Raw genomic sequence first — 20,013 nt, 5'->3', positions numbered from 1 at the left:
ATCGTAGGGTGTTCATCAGAAAAATTACTTAACTCGAGGAGGGGTTGGAATGAATTTACCAATGCAAGGGTTCAAAGTATTAGATTTATCACGTACGTTAGCTGGACCATATGGAACAATGATGCTGGCAGATATGGGCGCCGAGGTCATTAAAGTTGAGCAACCGTTAGTAGGCGATGAATCGCGAAGATTTACTCCGCCAAGCTGGAATGGAGAAAGCGTTTACTATCTTGCTGCGAATCGGAATAAAAGAGGAATTACCCTTGATTTGAAATCGGAAGAAGGCATTAAAATCGTCAAACAATTGGTGAAAGATGCGGATGTTTTTGTTGAAAACTTCCGGACAGGAACGATGGAGAAATTAGGCTTGGGATATGACATATTGAAGGAGATCAACCCTCGAATAATTTATTGTTCGATTTCCGGGTTTGGGAGAACAGGTCCAGAAAAAAATCGTGCCGGCTATGATGTAGTGATGCAAGGATTTGCGGGATTAATGAGTATCACTGGTGAGACGGATAAACCAGTAAAGGCAGGGATGTCGATTGCCGATTTGTCTACAGGAATGTTTGCAGCTTTTTCCATTTCTAGTGCCCTGCATGGTGTCAAGCAGACAGGAAAAGGGCAGTATCTGGATGTCAGTTTATTAGATGGTCAAGTTGCGTTATTGAACCATATGGTCACTGGTTTCTATGCTACAGGTTCTTATCCAGAGCGAATGGGGACTGCCCATACAAGCCTTGTCCCTTATCAAGGGTTTAAAGCGTCTGACAGAGACGTCATTATTGCGGTAGCGAATGATGGGTTGTGGAAGAAGCTTTGTATAGGTCTGGAGTGGAATGATTTACTAGAAAATGAGAAATACAAACTCAATATTGATCGCGTTAAATATCGTGAGGAACTTGTAACAATTTTAAGTGAAAGATTTTCTCAAATGAAATGTGAAGACATCATTGAGATGTTAGAAAGGGTCGGTGTTCCCTGCGGGCCGATACAGACAATTGAAGAAGTATTAACACACCCTCAGGTGCAGGCAAGAGAGGCGATGGTTGAAGTGAACCATCCGAATGTGCCTAATCTCAAAGTGCCTGCATTTCCAGTGAAGTTTTCAGAGACGCCAACGTCTGTTCGATACCATCCGCCTTTATTAGGAGAGCACACGGAAGAAGTTTTACTAGAAATTGGCTATGACCAAGAAACTATCAAACAATTAAAAAGCAAAAATATTATTTGATTCCGAGAGCTTATTAAGCACATAAAGATACTTAAAATCAGCAATCATTTTTATTGAAAATGAACGGGAGGAGTTTATATGTATATAAATGGCGAATGGCTTAAAGGTAATGACATTTTGAAGATTACAAATCCGGTAAATGGTGAAATCGTTGGTGAAGTCTATCAGTCAGGAGTAAAAGAAACAGAGTACGCAATTAAGGCGGCACAAGATGCTTTTCCTGCATGGGCAGGGCTTACAGCTGAGCAAAGGTCCGCTTATTTATACAAGGTGATTGACAGACTTAATGAGAGAAAAGAACATCTTGCCCAAACGATTACAAAAGAAATGGGAAAACCGATTGTTAATGCTCGAGCAGAAGTGAACAGCACGATCGCTTATTTCAAATGGTTTTTAGAGGAAGCACGGCGTGTATATGGAGAGATTATTCCAAGTTCTTTCCCTAATAAACGGATATCCGTCATTAAACAACCCGTTGGTGTTGTCGCAGCGATAACTCCATGGAATTTTCCTTTATCGATGGGGGCGCGTAAGCTAGGGCCAGCACTTGCGGTGGGATGTACAGTCGTCTTGCGTCCCTCTAGGGAAGCACCTCTCTCATCGCTAGAGCTTGTAAAAATTCTTGATGAAGTAGGCTTGCCTAAAGGTGTGGTCAATTTATTAATTGGTGGAACAAAAGAAATTGTAGACCCGATTATGGCAAGTGAGGTAGTTAGAAAAATCAGTTTTACTGGTTCAACAGATGTTGGTAAAGTACTGACTAAACAATCGGCCGATACTCTGAAGCGTGTTTCTATGGAGCTCGGTGGTCACGCACCGTTTATTGTCTTTGATGATGCAGATTTGGATTTGGCGGTAGAAGGAGCAATTAGTAGTAAATTTATTTCTGCAGGGCAGCAATGTGTCTGTGCCAATCGGATATATGTTCATGAAAACATCTACAATGAATTTTCCCGTAGGTTTACAGAGAGATCTAAAGAATTGGTCATTGGAGATGGTCTGAATGAGTCCACGAACATTGGGCCTCTTGTCAATTCATCAGCGGTAACAAAAGTGGAAGAACAAGTACAAGACGCGGTGGATAAAGGAGCTAAATTGTTATGTGGAGGAAGCTATCTTGAAGGAGAGGCATTTGCAAATGGAAGTTTCTATCCGCCAACGGTCTTAGGAGATGTGACGGAAGAAATGGTGATAACCTATGAGGAAACATTTGGTCCTGTTGCACCACTTATCAGGTTTACAACAGAGGAGGAAGTCCTTCAGAAAGCAAATAATACTAAATATGGATTAGCAGCTTATTTCTTTACTAATGATGCTTCTCGTGTACACCGAGTTGCAGAAAGGCTGGAATACGGAATGGTGGGGATAAATGACCCGTCTCCATTTACAGTACAATCTCCATTTGGAGGAATAAAAGAAAGTGGCGTTGGCCGTGAGGGTGGCAAGCAAGGGATAGAAGACTATCTTGACATAAAGACAATCACACACCAGTTTAAACTATAGTTGTACTTATATAACAAATTTGAAGGAGTAATAGTAATGCTGCAAAATATGGAATTTAATGCTTGTCTACCGACAAATGTACGATTCGGTCTTAATGTTGTGAAAAACGAACTTCTAAATGAAATTCAGCAGGCTAATAAAAGTAGATTGTTTGTTGCTACTGATAATGGTTTGGTTAAAGCAGGATTAATAGATTCTATTACCACTGAATTAACGGAGAATGGAATTGAAACGATTATTTTTTCAGATGTAGAGCCAAATCCACAGGCAGAAACGATTATGCAAGGGGCTGAACTATATAAGGAGAAATCATGCGATATGATTATAGCAGTGGGTGGCGGAAGCGCGATGGATTTTGCAAAAGCAGTAGGAGTAGTGGTTAGTCATTCCGGACATATCCTTGATTTCCGTAGAGGGGGAGAAAAGGCGATTATTAATCCTATTCCTCTATTGTTTGCCATCCCCACAACTGTGGGAACAGGATCTGAGGTGACAAGGGCTTCCATCGTGACAGACCCTACAGTAGGTCGAAAGTATGCTATTGCATCTCCATCCCTTATTCCAAAAGTCGCTTTTATTGATCCTATATTAACAACGACTTTACCGAAACATCATGTCTCTGCAACAGCAATTGATGCATTAGTCCATGCGATAGAAGCTTATACATCAATTCGCAGCACACCGATCTCTGATGGGCTTGCGCTACAGGCAATACGTATGATTAAGGAAAATCTTCTAGCAAGTTATGCAAATCCGGCCAACTACGAAGCACGAGCACAAATCCATTTGGCAAGTACGATGGCAGGAATGGCGTTTACCTTGGCTGGATTAGGGCTTGTACATTCCTGTTCTCATCCGATGTCTGCAGTCTTTAATGTTGCGCATGGAGTTGCAAACGCGATTATCTTACCATATGTAATCGAGTTTAATCTAATTTCCAATATTAAAAAATTTGCAGAAATAGCTAGGGTATTTCAACCCGAGTTAGTATTAAAGGATGACCAAGCGGCTGCAAATGAACTTTCTTGTCTATTAAAATCATTTACAGGTTCCGTAGATATACCTAAAGACTTCAGCTTTTTAGGGATCGAAGTTACAGATGAAATAATCGATCGGTTGGCCGACGGTGCTATGGATGATGGCACAATTCCATCCAATCCGCGAAAGGTATATAAGGAGGATGTGATCAAAATTTATGACCAAGTGTTACCAAGATAGTCAGATTTGTTAACAAAGATATCATTGTGCAAGGGGACCTTCAAGCTTTTTGATAGTACCTGGCACACCGAACAAACGGATATCCACCATTAGATGTCCCATTGGTGTAGTGGCAGCGATTACGCCATGGAGTTTTCCTTTATCGATGGGAGTGTGTAAGCTGGGACCGGCACTTGCGGTAGGATGTACGGTAATCTTACTTCCCTCCAGAGAAGCACCGCTCTCATCGCTCGAGCTTGTGAAAATCATCGTTGAAGTGGGCATACCAAAAGGAGTGGTCAATTGATTAATTGGTGGAACTAAAGAAATCGTTGCCGATTATGGCAAGCGATATCGTTCGAAAAGTCAGCTTTACGGGTTCAACGGACGTGGCTAAAACACTGATTAAACAATCGGCATATACCTTAAGCGTGTTTCCATGGAGCTAGGTGGCCACGCCACTTTATCGTCTTTGATGATGCAGCCAATGATTTGGCTGTGGAAGGAGCAATTAAAAGTAAATTTACCTCGGCAGGTCAGCAATGTGTCTGTGCGAATCGAATCTAAGTTCATGACGAAATATACCATGAATTTTCGCATAAGTTTGCAGAAAGGTCGAAGGAAGTGTTGATTTGAGACGGGTTATATGAGTCTTACATCCATAGGGCAGCTGGTAAATACATCTGCGGTAACAAAAGTAGTGGAATAAGTCGAAGACGCAGTAAATAAAGGAGAAAAATTGCTATGTGGAGGAAGCTACCTTGAAGGTGAGGCTTACACAATAGGTAGTTTTTATCCGCCAACGGTAATAGGAGATTGTAACAGAAGAAATGGTCATCACCTATGAAGAAACGTTTGGACCCGTTGTTTGGAGGAGTGAAAGAGAGTGGCGTTGGGCATGAAGGCGAAAACAAGGAATAGAAGGTTATGTTGGCATAAAGACGATCTCCCATCAGTTTATACTTAATAGTTAAAATAGTGCCTGGTACCACCAAAAAATGGAACGTGTCAGGCACCAGTCTTTTTATAATCAAGTTACAGTATATGTAAGTGCGCAATTTAGCCCACTAATAAACATGGGTATAGTCATTACACCTTGTAATGTTTCATAATATTTAATTTTTATATGCAACTTTTAATAGGTGATTTTTATGAAGTTCCATTTCATCGATATTTTAACTTTGTACGGATAAGGAAACGAACTAAGAAACGACAATGGAGGATAATCAGCATGTTTTCACTGTTGAATTTTTTTGCTTTCCTAGTCATCTCAGGGTATGCAATTTATTTGTTTGCCAACCTGGTATACAGCCGGTATTTATTTGTGAAGCTTGGAAAAAAAGCGGAGTTTGAACCAAATCTTAAAGAGCGGATCAATGCTGTATTAATTAATGGGTTTGGCCAGAGGAAATTGTTTAAAGACAAGAAAAGCGGGTTTATGCATTTAGTATTGTTTTATACTTTTTTTATCATTCAGGTAGGACTTATCGAACTCATCATAAAGGGGTTTATTAAAGGCTATGAATTTCCTTTTGGTGAGGGGCATAAATATTTCAGTCTTTTACAGGAGTATGCAACATTCTTAATGCTGTTGGCTGTCGGATACGGATTTTACCGTCGTTATGGTGAAAAGTTAAAGCGATTGCAATGGAAGCGTGACGGCAAAGCTGCTTTTGTCTATATCGCTTTATGTACACTAACCTCATCCATCCTGCTTACATTAGGATTCGAAGCAATTATGCTAGATCATGAACCGAATCTGGTCTATGCTCCATTTTCTGGAGCAATTGCGTTATTGTTTTCCGGCATTGGATCCACGGCAGGAACAGTGTTGTTCTATCTATTTTGGTGGGTGCATATGGTAACAGTCTTTTCATTCATGGTGTTTGTACCGCAGTCAAAACAAGCACATGAGTTATTCGCGATGTTTAACATTTTTTTCAAGAAAACCGGTCCTGTAGGGAAATTGAAAACAATAGATTTTGAGGATGAAGAAGCTGAGGAATTTGGAGTCGGGAAAATTGAAAATTTTACCCAGCAGCAGCTTATAGACCTTTATGCATGTGCAGAATGTGGCCGTTGCACAAATATGTGCCCGGCTTCAGTGACAGGGAAGACCTTATCTCCTATGCAACTGATTGTTAAGATGAGGGACCATTTGACAGAAAAAGGAGCAGCTATTACTTCACGCAGTCCATGGATGCCAAGGTCCGTTTTTGGTTCTTCAGTAGCTATCTCTGGGTTGGCAGCTCAGGAAACTGCGGCAGCGATTGAAATGCCTAGCTTGATTGGCGATGTCATTACCGAGGAAGAATTATGGGCTTGTACAACATGCCGGAACTGCGAAGACCAATGCCCGGTGGCGAATGAACATGTGGATAAAATTATTGATTTGAGAAGGTATTTAGTATTAACCGAAGGAAATGTTCCTCAAGAAGCAAGTCGCTATTTTCAAAACATTGAAAGACAGAGCAATCCATGGGGGCTTAACCGTAAGGAGAGAATGAACTGGCGCGATGAACGTGATGACATCGAAGTTCCGACAGTAGATGAGGTGTCTGAGTTCGAATACTTATTCTGGGTAGGTTCGATGGGTTCCTATGATAAACGAAGTCAAAAAATCGTACAGTCATTTGCCAAAATTATGAATGTGGCTGGGATTAAATTCGCTATTCTCGGAAATAAAGAGCGGAATTCAGGTGATAATGCACGGAGAATGGGGAATGAGTTTTTATTCCAGCAATTATGCCAAGAAAATATTGCTAATTTCCAGTCATACGGTGTAAAGAAAATTGTTACCATTGATCCTCATGCTTTTAATACCTTTAAAAATGAATATCCTGAGTTTGGTCTAGAATCTGAAGTCTATCACCATACAGAGTTAATTTGGAAATGGATCCAAGATGGTCTTATTAATCCGATTAAAGAAGTTAAAGAAGCAATTGCTTACCATGATTCCTGTTATCTCGGTCGCTATAACAATATCTATGATATTCCGCGTCAAATTCTTACCTCGATTCCCGGTGTGAAAGTCTTAGAAATGGAACGTAATAAACAAGATTCCATGTGCTGCGGGGCCGGGGGTGGAATGATGTGGATTGAGGAAAAGCAGGGAAAGAGGATTAACGTAGAGCGGACTGAACAAGCACTTAGCGTAAATCCATCGATGATCGGAAGTAATTGTCCGTACTGCTTGACCATGTTAAGCGATGGGATTAAAGCGAAGGAAGTAGAAGAACAGGTCAAAACAATGGATATTGCAGAGATTGTTGAACGTTCATTAACTGGATAATAGTTTATAAAGGGTGCCCCATAAGTTAGGCATCCTTGTCTTACAAAAAAACCAAAAGGATATGATCATGTTGTAGCGTACTAAAGACCCGTGCTTATGAAGAACTTAAAATCAAATCATTTATCCCCTACTAAAATTTAAACAATAAATAAAGGAGAGGTAATCATGACAAATACTGAAAATCAGCAGATATTTAAAGAAGTAATGGGAAACTATCCGACAGGTGTTACAGTAGTAACTACAACAGATGGAGTCGGTAAACCAGTTGGATTAACCGTTAATTCATTTGCTTCCGTTTCATTAGATCCACTTATGATTCTTTGGTCTGTTGACCATAAAGTATCAACAATAAAATCATTTGTTGAAGGGGGGAAGTTCGCTGTTCATATTCTAGCTGGAGATCAACAGGAGCTATGTAAGACTTTTGCTAGCAAAAATGTAGACCGTTTTAGTCAGTGTAACTGGGATTTTTCTGAAAATCAGCTTCCTATTATTGACGGTGCGTTCGCTGTTCTTGAATGTACAACGTTTAAAACGGTAGAAGCAGGGGATCACACAATCTTAATTGGAGAATTAATAAATATTCAAAAGGATAACAAAGAACCTATGCTTTATCATTGTAAACATTTCGGATCAATACCTTCGGAATTCTATCCAGTATTAAAATAACATTCATAGGAGTTTAATGAATCCTAAGGGTAGATACGTCATTACTAACTCGATTATCACGTTCTACAAAAGACCTAATTGAGATAACGGAACTAATTTCTCAATAAAGGGCTGTCAAAGAAATCTTTGTGAACTGCGATTTGGACAGCCCCTTTTCTAGGCTGTAAGTAATGTTAATAAATAAATTGGTGATCCAATCAAGGAACGTTTACTGTTTAGTTAATTCTTAATGCAAAAGGGCTATTAATATGATTCAAAATTGAAACATTATAAATTAAGAATAATACATGAATTGATTCTCATAATTGAAATGTATTTATAAAAAAACCTTATTATTATTTATATTATTCTGAAAATTAAAATAATTATAAAATCAAACATATTTTGGCACATAAATTGCATTAATATAACGTTTGTTATGAAGTATATCCATTCGTGACAAAGTGAAAGGAGTATTGGAATGCCTATAACCAAAACAAAGTTAGACTATGTGGTCTTTCGATATGGTTAAGGCGAAGCCAGGAGAATTCCAAAATGCACTGACAAGACTGCAGATATCTAAGTTTTGAGAAAAATTACATCTTAATGAATTCAACTCAAAAAAACGGAAAGTTAGAACTATTAAAAATTTACGAGGGGGGATTAACAATGAAATCTAGATTCAAAGGCTTCTATTTAGGCATCTTTATTTTATTGGGGTTATTGCTTATTTCAGGTTGTACACCCAAACAAGAGGTTGAGAATTCCGAAAATCAAGCAAACGAAGCAAGTGATGCAGTTGAGGAGAGTGGCGAAAAGGTATTAAGAGTTGCTCTAAATGCTGATGCTACTAGATTGGATCCGCATTTTAATTCGACAGCCTCCGATTTATCCATAACCCAACCGATTTTTAATGGATTGGTCCGTTTTAAACCTGGCTCAGTATCAAGTGATGAAATTGAAGGTGATCTTGCAGAAAGCTGGGAAAGTAATGCTGAGGGAACTATATGGACATTTAAACTTCGTGAAGGAGTGCAATGGCACAAAGGATACGGTGAATTAACCTCTGAAGACGTAAAATGGACTTTTGAAAGGATATTAGATCCTAGTATTGGCTCACGCTTCAACTCCGAGTTAGCAGTCATATACAAAGTAGAAGCACCAGCTAAATATACAGTCGTGATTCATTTGAAGCATCCCGATTCAGCTTTCTTACAACGAATTTTAATTGATGGTTCAGCTGGGGCTATTGTGAAAAAAGAAGCCATAGAGGAAGCAGGCACAAATTCGATAACACTACCAGTTGGAACAGGTCCTTTCATGCTTGAAGAGTACAAACAGGGTCAAGGTGTTACATTAACGAAAAATCCGGATTATTTTAGAGGGGAACCAAAGATTGACAAGATCGAATACATTACGATGAGCGACCGTAATGCAGTTGATGTTGCACTGGAAAAGGGTGAAATTCACTTAGCTGTTGGAGAAACAGACCAATTATGGAGACAACAAGCGGAAAGGAAACAAAATCTGACGATAGATATTGCGGGGCAAAATGTTTACTGGGGACTTTTCCTGAATACTTCCATGAAACCTTTGGATGACATTAATGTAAGAAAAGCGATTGCTCATGCAATTGATGTCAAAAAATATGTAAAGGAAGTTTATGGAGACGGAGGAGCAGGAATTGAAGCTATTGGACCGATTGGTAGCACTTTGTTTGGTGCGTCGGATCTCGGGACATATGAGTATGATCCGGAATTATCGAAAAAGCTGTTAGCTGAAGCAGGATATGAAAACGGACTGACTCTGCCTAAACAGTTCTTAAGTTCCCGGCCTAACTATGTCCAGATGATGACATTTATCCAAGAAGAACTCAGAAAAGCAAATATTGATATGCCGTTGGAAAAAGTCGATGTGGCAACATACGGGGCAAATATCCGTCAAAATCTAAATGGAATTGTTCTTTATGGCAGAGCAACTAAGCCGCATGCATCTTTTGCATTGGATGACCACTATTATGGGCCTTCAACTGTCGGAAAGGAAACTGGTAAACTGAATTTCTCTCATTATAACAAATCCGATGCATTGATCGAACAAGCTGCAAAAGAAATAGATCCAGATAAAGCAGTTTCATTATATAAGGAAATACAGCAAAATATCTACGATGAATATGTGGTTGTGCCGGTTTCAGAAACGAAAAATATCCTGGTACGCAGCAACAAAGTCAAACTTGGCTATGAGATTAAAGGAACTTTAAACTATTTTTATACCTTAAATGAAAATACAGCTCTCCAGTAATGTTTATGAAAGATCAATACTTATTCAGCTTTAAACAGGCTAGAAAATTTGTATTTTTGTTCAGTTGTATCATGAAAACAAGGAGTGATTCGGTTGGCAAGATACCTTGTTAGAAGATTCTTAGTCGCTATCCCAACCATTTTTATTACCATAAGTTTAATCTTCTTCATCCTGAGGGTGCTCCCGGGTGATGCTGCACTGGTTGTACTGGGTGATAATGCCAGTGAAAAAGCTCTTGAAAACTTGCGAATCCAAATGGGTTTAAATGTTCCAATCTGGCAGCAATATATTGTTTTTTTGGGAGACATTTTCAAAGGAGATTTAGGTGTATCGATTGCTTCAGGAACACCTGTTTCAGAATTAATTGCTGATAATTTTGGACATACAATGTTGTTAACTTTAGCTAGTATATTAATAGGTTGTATGATTGGTGTTCCGTTAGGGGTCTTTTCAGCACTCAGGTCAAATTCATGGATTGATAATCTAGTCCGGGCGATTTCAATGACGTGGATATCTGTTCCCCCTTTTTTGATGGGAATTATATTAATTCTGGCGTTTTCTCTTAAGATTGAACTATTTCCATCAATGGGGGGTGGTGAAGGGCTGTGGAAAGGCATCTATCACTTAGCGCTTCCGGCTTTTACGCTTGGTTTGATTCTTTCCGGTGTCATGATGAGATTTGCGCGTGCCAGTATGCTTGATGAGTTAAATCAGGACTATATTAGAACAGCTAAAGCAAAGGGAATTCCAAGTTATATTGTCATTTTTAAACATGCATTAAGAAATAGCCTGATACCGGTCATTACCGTAATTGGACTGGACATCACCGCGCTGATCAGCGGTGCGGTCATTACAGAGTCCATTTTCAGCAGGCCAGGATTAGGCAGTCTAGCCATCGATGCCATTATTACAAGAGACTTTGCCGTTCTTCAAGGCTGTTTAATTCTGGTTGCATTCTTAGTAGTCATTGTCAACTTAATTGTTGATATAAGTTATTCGATTGCAAATCCTAAAATTAGACCTAGCTAATCGGTCGAAGAAAAAGAGGTGATTGACCCTGAACCAGCCTTTAGAAACAATAGATCAGGCAGCACAAAAACCATCTTCAACTCACAAATTATCAGGATGGATGATATTTAAGAGGAATAAGGTTGGAATGGCAGGATTCGCCATCCTGCTAATCATGGTTTTTATTGCTATTGCCGCCCAGTGGATTATGCCATACGATCCGCTTGCCCAAGATGTAGTTCATCGTGCCAAAGGACCTTCTGCCGAGCATTTATTTGGTACGGATCCCTTCGGCAGGGATATTTTAAGCAGGATCATTCTTGGCTCTCAAACTTCCCTGCTAGTAGGCTCGCTTTCAGTTATTTTCAGCACCTTTATTGGGGCTGTCATAGGGATGGTCGCAGCCTTTAAGGGCGGTTTATTGGATGATATTTTAATGCGTATTTTGGATTCGATTATGATGATTCCGATGCTGTTGTTCGGACTGATGGTATTAGTTGCTTTAGGTTCGAGTATGTCTACATTAATCATTGTAATTTCGATTGCTCTCATACCAAATGTTGCGAGGATGGCAAGAGGAACGACACTTGAAATTAAGGAGAAGGAGTATATTAAAGCGGCTATCTCACTGGGAAGCGGAAATTTGCGAATTCTATTTTTTCAAATATTCCCAAATATTATTGGCCCCCTTTTGGTCATTACGACATTAAATATGTCTACGGCTATTCGTGTTGAAGCAAGCTTAAGTTTTATTGGGGTGGGTGTTCAGCCACCTACTCCTACTTGGGGAAACATGATACAGGAAGGGTTTCAATATATAACTGCAACACCAGGATTAGTCATTTATCCGGGAATTTTCTTAATCATTGTATCGATAGCGTTTAATTTAGTTGGTGATGTGATTCGTGATGCTTTTGATCCGCATATTAAACAACAGAGGTAGCAAGGAGGTGGTACGATGACAAATTTATTATCAATTCAAAATTTAAAGGTTGGCAGAACTATGAATGGGAGTTTTACAGCCATTCTTGAAGATGTCAGTTTTTCAATTAAGCAGGGGGAATTTGTTGCGGTAGTAGGAGAAAGTGGATGCGGAAAAAGCATAACAGCTTTGTCTATTATGGGTTTATTGCCGAAAGTAATGAGTGTTCATTCCGGATCCATTATTTATAAGGGTAAAGATCTCACTAAATTATCCAAGAAGGATATTAATAAGATACGTGGAAAAGAAATATCAATGATTTTTCAGGAACCGATGACATCGCTAAACCCCGCTTTTACGATTGGCAATCAGCTTGCTGAAGTATTTAAATACCATTCTGATTTTACTAAAAGCGAAATGAGACAAAAATCAATTGAAGTCTTAGAGCAAGTGGAGATCCCGGCTGCGAAGGAAAAATTAGCCGTATACCCTCATGAATTATCAGGTGGGATGAGGCAGCGTGTCATGATTGCTATGGCTCTTGCTTGTAATCCAAAGGTGTTGATTGCTGATGAACCAACAACTGCTTTGGATGTAACAATCCAGGCCCAAATTCTCAATTTATTGGCAGATCTTCAAAAAAACCTGAATATGGCAATTATGATGATCACTCACGATATGGGGGTTGTCGCAGAAACTTGTCAAAGGGTTATCGTCATGTATGCCGGTCAGGTAATAGAAGAAGCGAAAGTTGAAGACTTATTTAACAATCCTGTTCATCCATATACGAAAGCCTTATTGTCATCTGTTCCGGTGCTTGGCCAACCGGACCGGAAATTGAATGCGATAGAAGGAAGTGTTCCGAGCATATACGACATGCCTAATGGATGCCGGTTTAATCCCCGCTGCAGCCTGGTTACAGGAGAATGCTTTGCACATGAACCTCAATTGGAAACTTACGGTGATGGGAGGTGGGTCCGCTGCTTGAACAAGGGGTAAAAAATGATATCCTTCTCGATGTTAGGAAACTGAGAAAATATTATGAAGGGGATAAAACAGCTTTTGGAAAAGCAAAAAGTGTTATAAAAGCTGTTGATAATGTATCTTTTCAGGTTCAACGGGGAGAAACCTTCAGTATTGTTGGCGAATCCGGATGCGGAAAAAGTACGACTGGCATGTGTTTACTTCGTTTAATAGAACCAACAGACGGGGAAATCAATTTTAATAATCAGGATGTACTGACTCTGAAATATAATGAATTAAAAAGTTTTCGAAAGAACATTCAAATTATTTTCCAGGATCCATACAGCTCGTTAAATCCTAAACATACTGTTAAGACCATTTTGAAAGAACCTTTTTTGATTCATGGAAATATTACAAACGATGAAGTAGAGAAAAAAGTTCAAAATTTAATCGAACTTGTTGGTTTAAACTCTAGTCATTTGGACCGTTATCCCCATGAGTTTTCCGGAGGACAGCGGCAAAGAATTGGAATAGCACGGGCATTAGCCTTAAATCCAAAATTGATTATATGCGATGAGCCTGTTTCAGCATTGGATGTTTCCATTCAGGCTCAAATCATTAATTTGCTAAAGGACCTGCAGCAAAAGTTAAATTTAACCTATATTTTTATATCTCATGACCTAAGTGTCGTGGAGCATATCAGTAGCCGTTTAGCTGTGATGTATTTAGGGAAAATTGTGGAGATGGGCACCCGTGATCAGATTTTTAATGATCCGAAGCATCCTTACACACAGGCTTTGCTATCATCTATTCCTATAGCCAACCCGAAACAAAACCAAAACAAAAAAAGAATAATTATTAAGGGAGATTTACCAAGCCCTAAAAATCCACCGATAGGCTGTCATTTTTATTCCCGTTGCCCTGTTAGAATGCAGCAATGTCAGAAGGCCTATCCAGAAGTGAAATTATTGGCAGGTCAACATCAGGTTTCCTGTCATTTATTCTAAGCAATCATTTTGCTTTAGAATCATTAATTTAGCTGACCTATGGACCCATTCTGACAGGCTTAGGTTACGAATTGAAGGTTGTGACGAGGGGACAGTCCAAAAAGTCTCTGTTAAACACTTTTTGGCTCCCCTTTTTCATTGTCATAAGAATTTATTATTTTAGGGACAAGCCAAGCAACAGCCTTTTATGTTTTTCATATTCACTTTAGTGTTTAATAGTTGGCTCATCAGTTCTGAAAAAATATGAAGCAAATCTCTAATCATTGAAATCTGGCTCAGGCAGTTTTGTTTAGAACCCAGGATAAGAATGAGGGTACACAAGCCTTTCTTGATAAAAGGCAAGCATCATTTATAGGTAAATAAATAAGTGTTTAGATGATGGCTTTATCGAACTCTCGGTCAAAAGAATTGCATGAAATCAGGGAAAGAGCTTTATCATACTCAGTTTTTATACAAATGATCCTTTGGATTTGGTTGGATTTTTATAGAAGTATTAATTTAGTGAATTCAGTGTATTTGTAACAGCTTTATGTGAGTGGGTATCATAACTTAGTTATATGAGATGGATCTCGGCATGTAAAAAAGTATTAAATTACTCTATGGATCAATTGTATCGATTATGTTTGATTTGATGTTATTATGACATCAAAATGAAGCGGTAGGTATATTATTGAAGCAGCTAGATTGTATCATTGTTGAAACAAAAAAGTTTTATTGGTGCAACATTTGACAATGGAAATTATAAAATTGTATGGGGAAAAAAGTGAAGAATTTAAAATAAATAATCCTTCCAACAAGTAAAAAAACACTGGTAATAAAAGATATCATGTGTGTATGACAAGCATAATTTCCATAAAGACTTACCATGATATGTTCTTTTGGCACACTAATTGCTTATATTAAGGGTGAAGGGGGATTGAGAAATGAATAAGATGCTGTGATTGTTGTGTTAGAGCGAAAGGACATTTAAGTAGTGTTAAATAGTCAAGATTCTTTATCTTTACTCCTGAAATGGACTGAAGTTAAGGGAAGCCATAGCTAAACAAAAACTTATGATTAGAGCAATGCAATGTTGATATCCTGATTTGAACTCCTTCTGTTCCGGAGGAATTTCTTTATGATCATCTTTGAAGTAAATGTAATGATTCTTAGTTGAAAGAATTAGTAAATCAATTACTGCTGGTAGGAGTAAGCCTAGATGCCTGTAATCTGTTTGCTTGGTGATAAATGAAAGCGCAGACATATGAAGGCGTATTTTTGGAGATCATTGTATGAGTTTACGGAGAGGAAGTCGTGGTCGGAATCCAAGATTTATTTGGCTGTAATATTGGACAAGTATAATTTGCTCAGGACTAAACAGTTAATATGAGATTTACAAAGTCAAAGGCAATGGATTTCAATAATCACAAGATAGACAACTAGATAAAGCGAATAATGTTACCTAAACATATTGAGTCATTAATTACCTTCCTTGCAAATGATCAAACAAAATAGCTCACCGGTTTAAAAAACTGGTAACAAATTAATATTATGGGATTTTTAAATCATTACTTGACTCTTGCATTTTTTAATTATGTTCCTAAAAAAGGGCATACGAGTTGCGTCTAGCGTTTACTAATTTTTTCAAACCGTCAATTTTAGGTCTTTCAGCACATCATCAGGAGTTTTTCGACAATGCTTGTTCGTAGGCGTATATCACAATTTGGCCGAGATGATCTTTTCGTATACGACGAACCACATCACCAATCGTTAATGGGAGTTCCTGTTCCCATTCTTGACGTTGATACTCCAGGTAGTTATAGGTTAAGAACTCAATACACCAAAAACGTTCAATCCCTCTTGAAAACTAGGATCCTTTTTGTATTGTGTGTCATCGACAATTAAAAAGACAATCGGACGTGAATCTCCAGCTTTGGATGTCTTGACTTTTATTCATAGGATTATTTTGACTGACAGAAGAATAAGCGTCCTCCCAAATCGAATGATTCATTTGTGGTTTAGAAATTTGAAGCTATAGGGCTAAAATAAAATTGCCGATATGTGAATAGAAGGTTACCATAAATTTGCAAGAGTCTAGTCATTTAGAGAGGATTTGAAACTATGCGTTGGATTACTCTAGGTTTTTTGTTTTTACTGTTCACTATAAATTATGCTGATAAATCCATTGCAGGCTTTGCAGCTGTCAAAATTTCAGAAGAATTTGGTATTTCGCCTGTACAATGGGGATTGGTTGGGAGCAGTTTCTTTGTCTCTTTTGTTATTGCAAGTGTTTTTGGAAGTTCGTTAGTAGGACTCTTCGGAACTAAGAAAATGCTTGCATTTATGGCATTAACCTGGTCGATTTTACAATTGGGTGCATTTACTATAACTAGTTTTCCTATGCTCATTGCTTATAGAATTTTATTAGGTGTTTTTGAAGGCCCCTTCTTTGCAGTTGTTATCACTCATTTATACAAATGGTTTCCCCCTGAATCACGGGGGAAGGCCACAGCTATTCTGAATTTCGGTGGTCCATTTGGGTCGCTTGTTTGCGCCCCGGCGTTAGTATACATGATTCAACACTATGGCTGGAAAACATCTTTTGCTTCGTTAGGTATATTAAGTTTGGTCTGGCTCATCTTTTGGGTATGGTTGGGGAAAGAACATCCAGAGAATAGTGCAGAAGAAATAAACATAGTTAAGGAAAAAACACCTGTAAAACAGAAAGTAAGATTTTCTGAGATTTCTTTGGCCTTGGTATCCCGTATCTTCATTTTAACCACCATTGTTGCCTTTACAGCTTATTGGCTTGTTTCTTGGGTTCAGGTTTGGATGCCTTCTTATCTAACACAAGCTTTAAAGGTCTCTCCTACACAGATGGGGTACATTTCAGCAATCATTGGTATAGGTGCAGGTTTGGTTACGATTTCTGTTTCATCGCTCTCGGATTATTTATACAAAAAAAGCTCAAGTTATAAAAAATCTCATGTGATGGTTATCGGAGTATCCGTAATAACAGGTGCAATCCTTTTCTACTCCATCACAGAAGTGCATTACATTGCCTGGGTGACTTTTGTCCTTTTTGTAGTAAAGGGATTATTTTCATCCGTGCATGCACTTGGACCGGCCATTATTAGTAGATTGGCTCCGGACCGGACCTCTTTAATGATTGGTATTTATACATCATTACAGACGATGGCGGGGGTGATTGCACCAATTGTCAGCGGAAGTTTGATACAGAAGGCAGGCAGCGATATTGTTCTTGGATATAATTACTCTGTTCTAATGATTGTAGCTCTTGGGGTTGTTTTTAGTTCTCTATTTCTTTTCATTGTCAATCCAGATAAGCTAAACAAGAAGAAAACAACATCTCTAGAGAATGAGTCCGAAAATGTAGTTGTCTAAGATCGTAAGATGAGAGGCAGTTCTCTTTAACTGCTTCTCTTTTAATGTTAAACTCGATCAATAAATAAAAAGAATTTGATAAAAATCTTTTTCAAAATAAGGCAATATTGTAGATATTGCCAGGTATATTAATTCTTGGGGTGAATAAATGTCAGAATATTCTGTCGTGATATTAATGCCTATAAAAACCCGGTTGGACAAGACTTAAAAATGCTTATGCAATGCTAATGATATTAATATAAAAGAATTGAATTGCTATTTAAAAATATAAAGGGAGGATTTATCAGGTGCTCAAAAAATTGCTGATCGGTGGCTTTCATGCTGATGGCAGTTATTGATGAGAAGTTTTTCGCTTTTGTGACAGGTTAATATTATTTTTGAAAATACTACCTAATCTGGGATTGGGGTTACTATTTAAAGATAATAACAACATTTTCCCTTAAAAAATAACTATCTGGAGGTTAATTAAATGTTCAGTTCTAACCTATCTCAATCGTTGCCCGCTACCTTGTTTACAAAAAAGGAAAATGAAGACGTTTACAAAACCCTTAATTTTGAAGATTCTCAGGATTTTGAAGATGCAAAAAGAGGTCTTATTGCACCACTGGATTTTAAAATTCTTAAAAATGAAAGTGGAAAAGTTGTCTGGGATACAGAAAAAGTAGAATTCCTTAACGATAAAGCACCTGAAACGGTCAATCCGAGTTTGTGGAGGAATTCACAATTACAAGCTATCTCTGGTTTATTTAAAGTAGTAGATGGAGTATATCAAGTTCGAGGATTATCAATATCTACCACTGTGTTTATAGAAGGTAAGGACGGACTTATCGTTTGTGATACATTAAAAAGTATGGAGTCGGCTAAGGCGGCTTTGGAATTATATTATAAGCATCGACCTAAAAAACCAGTTACAGCAGTCATTATTAGTCAAAGTCATGTGGATCATTTTGGTGGTATTCCAGCAGTCCTACAATATGCGGAAAATCCTAATATCCCAATTATTGTTCCGCAACATTTTACCAAAGAAGCAATCAGTGAAAATGTGCTTTTAGGTTCAATCATGAAACGCCGTTCACAGTATCAATTTGGTCCTGACCTAGCTGCTGGTCCTACGGGAGTTGTATGTGCAGGTATTGGACCAATTGTAACTAATGGTACAACAGGTTTTGAGATACCTAATGTTGAAATAGAAAACGAAATCAAATCGATGGACATAGATGGTTTACAGTTTCAATTCTTATTAACCCCAGATACAGAAGCACCAGCTGAGATGCATTTCTATATTGAAGATTATAAAATTGTATTCGCCTCAGAAAATGTAAATAAAACGATGCATCAAATTTACACCGTAAGAGGGGCGAAAACTCGAGACACTTTACAGTGGGTTAGTGCAATTGATAAAACGATCGATATTTTTGGAAATAAAGGGATTGATGCTTTGTTAATGGCTCATGCTTGGCCTGTATGGGGAAAAGAATGTGTTATCAATCATCTGAAGTTGCAACGTGATTTATACAAATATATGCATGATCAAACAGTTCGCCTAGCCAATCATGGATATACAATGGATGAAATAGCTGAAAGGATAGAACTGCCGGATACATTGAATCAATATTGGGGAAATCGTGGGTATTACGGTACGTTAAAGCATAATGTAAAGGGGATTTACAATTTTTATTTAGGCTATTACAGTGGTCATCCATCTGATTTAGATTCACTACCGCAAGTAGAAGCTGGAGAAAAATATGTCCAATACATGGGTGGAGCAACTAAGGTTATTGAACAAGCTAAAGCTGATTATGAAAATGGTGAGTATCGCTGGGTTGCTCAGGTATTAAAAAATGTAGTAATGGCTGATCCTGAGAATATTGAAGCCAAAAATTTATTAGCAGACACTTTTGAACAATTAGGTTACCAAGCTGAATCAGCAAATTGGCGTAATATATATCTTGTCGGAGCAATGGAACTAAGAAATGGTGTTAATAAAGAGATGACTCCTTATGATAGTTCTATGGTTTATAATAAAATTCCAGTTGATGATTTCTTAAAGTTGTTAGCCGTTAAACTAAATGGTCCAAAAGCAGATGGTAAAAAAATGACGATTAATGTGACGATATCGGATAAAAATGAAGAATTCAGTTTATATCTTGAAAATTCTGTATTGACTTATAAATTGGATAAATTAAATGCAAACCCAAATATTTCTGTAGTTGTTGATAAATTAACATTTTATAGGATTTGTAATCGTGATATTACGCTAGAGCAAACAGTGGCAGCAGAAAAACTAGTAATATCAGGTGACCCCAATGAATTTAATGAATTTTTGTCCCTACTTGATCAATTTAATCCTTTAGTAAATATAGTAACTCCTTAATTGGCAGAGGATCGGATTGCGGTTATAAACGATTGACTGCGGCATAGGGGGTATAGGTTTGTTGGGGACGGAGAAATAAAATTAGAAAAAGTATGGAGATGAGTCAGAGCTTACCGTGGCAGTTTGGGGTTTGTTTCAAAATTAATCAAATTGTTATTGGTGTTACCCGCCCTTTCTGGTTCG

The 20,013-nt window shown here is 38.1% G+C and carries 15 protein-coding genes; all 15 read left to right on the top strand.

What is annotated here, in order from left to right:
- Window positions 1-49 precede the first annotated feature (49 nt).
- The 15 genes from QFZ73_RS26745 (at window position 50) to QFZ73_RS26680 (ending at window position 19,830) form a co-directional block, all read left to right on the top strand.
- Window positions 50-1,234, top strand: a complete 1,185-nt coding sequence (locus QFZ73_RS26745; RefSeq protein ID WP_307273345.1) for a CaiB/BaiF CoA transferase family protein — start codon at window positions 50-52, stop codon at window positions 1,232-1,234.
- Window positions 1,235-1,312: 78 nt separating this feature from the next.
- Window positions 1,313-2,737: an NAD-dependent succinate-semialdehyde dehydrogenase gene (locus QFZ73_RS26740; RefSeq protein WP_307273340.1), complete on the top strand. Its 1,425-nt coding sequence runs from the start codon at window positions 1,313-1,315 to the stop codon at window positions 2,735-2,737.
- Between the two features lie 36 nt (window positions 2,738-2,773).
- On the top strand, window positions 2,774-3,955 hold the full coding sequence (locus QFZ73_RS26735; RefSeq protein ID WP_307273336.1) for an iron-containing alcohol dehydrogenase family protein: 1,182 nt from the start codon (window positions 2,774-2,776) through the stop codon (window positions 3,953-3,955).
- 49 nt (window positions 3,956-4,004) lie between these two features.
- Complete coding sequence (locus QFZ73_RS26730; protein WP_268589721.1) at window positions 4,005-4,241, top strand: aldehyde dehydrogenase family protein; 237 nt, start codon at window positions 4,005-4,007, stop codon at window positions 4,239-4,241.
- Between the two features lie 4 nt (window positions 4,242-4,245).
- On the top strand, window positions 4,246-4,383 hold the full coding sequence (locus tag QFZ73_RS26725; RefSeq protein WP_268589722.1) for a hypothetical protein: 138 nt from the start codon (window positions 4,246-4,248) through the stop codon (window positions 4,381-4,383).
- Window positions 4,384-4,432: 49 nt separating this feature from the next.
- A complete protein-coding gene (locus tag QFZ73_RS29085) occupies window positions 4,433-4,501 on the top strand; it encodes a hypothetical protein (protein ID WP_373459049.1) in 69 nt (22 codons plus the stop codon).
- Window positions 4,502-5,165: 664 nt separating this feature from the next.
- A complete protein-coding gene (locus QFZ73_RS26720) occupies window positions 5,166-7,226 on the top strand; it encodes a (Fe-S)-binding protein (RefSeq protein ID WP_307273329.1) in 2,061 nt (686 codons plus the stop codon).
- Window positions 7,227-7,391: 165 nt separating this feature from the next.
- Window positions 7,392-7,895, top strand: coding sequence for a flavin reductase family protein (locus tag QFZ73_RS26715; protein ID WP_307273326.1), 504 nt, complete (start codon window positions 7,392-7,394; stop codon window positions 7,893-7,895).
- Window positions 7,896-8,543: 648 nt separating this feature from the next.
- Entirely contained in the window at window positions 8,544-10,172 is a 1,629-nt protein-coding gene (locus QFZ73_RS26710; protein ID WP_268589725.1) for an ABC transporter substrate-binding protein, read from the top strand.
- A 93-nt stretch (window positions 10,173-10,265) separates the two neighbouring features.
- Window positions 10,266-11,201: an ABC transporter permease gene (locus QFZ73_RS26705; RefSeq protein ID WP_307273321.1), complete on the top strand. Its 936-nt coding sequence runs from the start codon at window positions 10,266-10,268 to the stop codon at window positions 11,199-11,201.
- 100 nt (window positions 11,202-11,301) lie between these two features.
- Window positions 11,302-12,123, top strand: coding sequence for an ABC transporter permease (locus QFZ73_RS26700; RefSeq protein WP_307273318.1), 822 nt, complete (start codon window positions 11,302-11,304; stop codon window positions 12,121-12,123).
- A gap of 15 nt (window positions 12,124-12,138) precedes the next feature.
- A complete protein-coding gene (locus QFZ73_RS26695) occupies window positions 12,139-13,101 on the top strand; it encodes an ABC transporter ATP-binding protein (RefSeq protein WP_268589728.1) in 963 nt (320 codons plus the stop codon).
- Window positions 13,074-14,072, top strand: coding sequence for an ABC transporter ATP-binding protein (locus tag QFZ73_RS26690; RefSeq protein ID WP_307273308.1), 999 nt, complete (start codon window positions 13,074-13,076; stop codon window positions 14,070-14,072). The genes QFZ73_RS26695 and QFZ73_RS26690 overlap by 28 nt, the downstream gene beginning before the upstream one ends.
- Window positions 14,073-16,172: 2,100 nt before the next feature.
- Complete coding sequence (locus tag QFZ73_RS26685; RefSeq protein ID WP_307273305.1) at window positions 16,173-17,456, top strand: MFS transporter; 1,284 nt, start codon at window positions 16,173-16,175, stop codon at window positions 17,454-17,456.
- A 469-nt stretch (window positions 17,457-17,925) separates the two neighbouring features.
- Entirely contained in the window at window positions 17,926-19,830 is a 1,905-nt protein-coding gene (locus QFZ73_RS26680; protein WP_307273302.1) for an alkyl/aryl-sulfatase, read from the top strand.
- Window positions 19,831-20,013: the final 183 nt, after the last annotated feature.

The organism is Peribacillus sp. V2I11 (assembly GCF_030817135.1).
Classification (GTDB): domain Bacteria; phylum Bacillota; class Bacilli; order Bacillales; family DSM-1321; genus Peribacillus; species Peribacillus simplex.
The sequence above is the reverse complement of the archived record's forward strand: the minus strand, read 5'-3'. Positions and strand labels throughout refer to the sequence as shown.

What these genes read in the sequence shown, in the direction of transcription:
- QFZ73_RS26745 (WP_307273345.1), top strand. Translation starts at nt 50, where the DNA reads ATGAATTTACCAATGCAAGGGTTCAAAGTATTAGATTTATCACGTACG.
- QFZ73_RS26740 (WP_307273340.1), top strand. Translation starts at nt 1,313, where the DNA reads ATGTATATAAATGGCGAATGGCTTAAAGGTAATGACATTTTGAAGATT.
- QFZ73_RS26735 (WP_307273336.1), top strand. Translation starts at nt 2,774, where the DNA reads ATGCTGCAAAATATGGAATTTAATGCTTGTCTACCGACAAATGTACGA.
- QFZ73_RS26720 (WP_307273329.1), top strand. Translation starts at nt 5,166, where the DNA reads ATGTTTTCACTGTTGAATTTTTTTGCTTTCCTAGTCATCTCAGGGTAT.
- QFZ73_RS26715 (WP_307273326.1), top strand. Translation starts at nt 7,392, where the DNA reads ATGACAAATACTGAAAATCAGCAGATATTTAAAGAAGTAATGGGAAAC.
- QFZ73_RS26710 (WP_268589725.1), top strand. Translation starts at nt 8,544, where the DNA reads ATGAAATCTAGATTCAAAGGCTTCTATTTAGGCATCTTTATTTTATTG.
- QFZ73_RS26700 (WP_307273318.1), top strand. Translation starts at nt 11,302, where the DNA reads ATGATATTTAAGAGGAATAAGGTTGGAATGGCAGGATTCGCCATCCTG.
- QFZ73_RS26695 (WP_268589728.1), top strand. Translation starts at nt 12,139, where the DNA reads ATGACAAATTTATTATCAATTCAAAATTTAAAGGTTGGCAGAACTATG.
- QFZ73_RS26685 (WP_307273305.1), top strand. Translation starts at nt 16,173, where the DNA reads ATGCGTTGGATTACTCTAGGTTTTTTGTTTTTACTGTTCACTATAAAT.
- QFZ73_RS26680 (WP_307273302.1), top strand. Translation starts at nt 17,926, where the DNA reads ATGTTCAGTTCTAACCTATCTCAATCGTTGCCCGCTACCTTGTTTACA.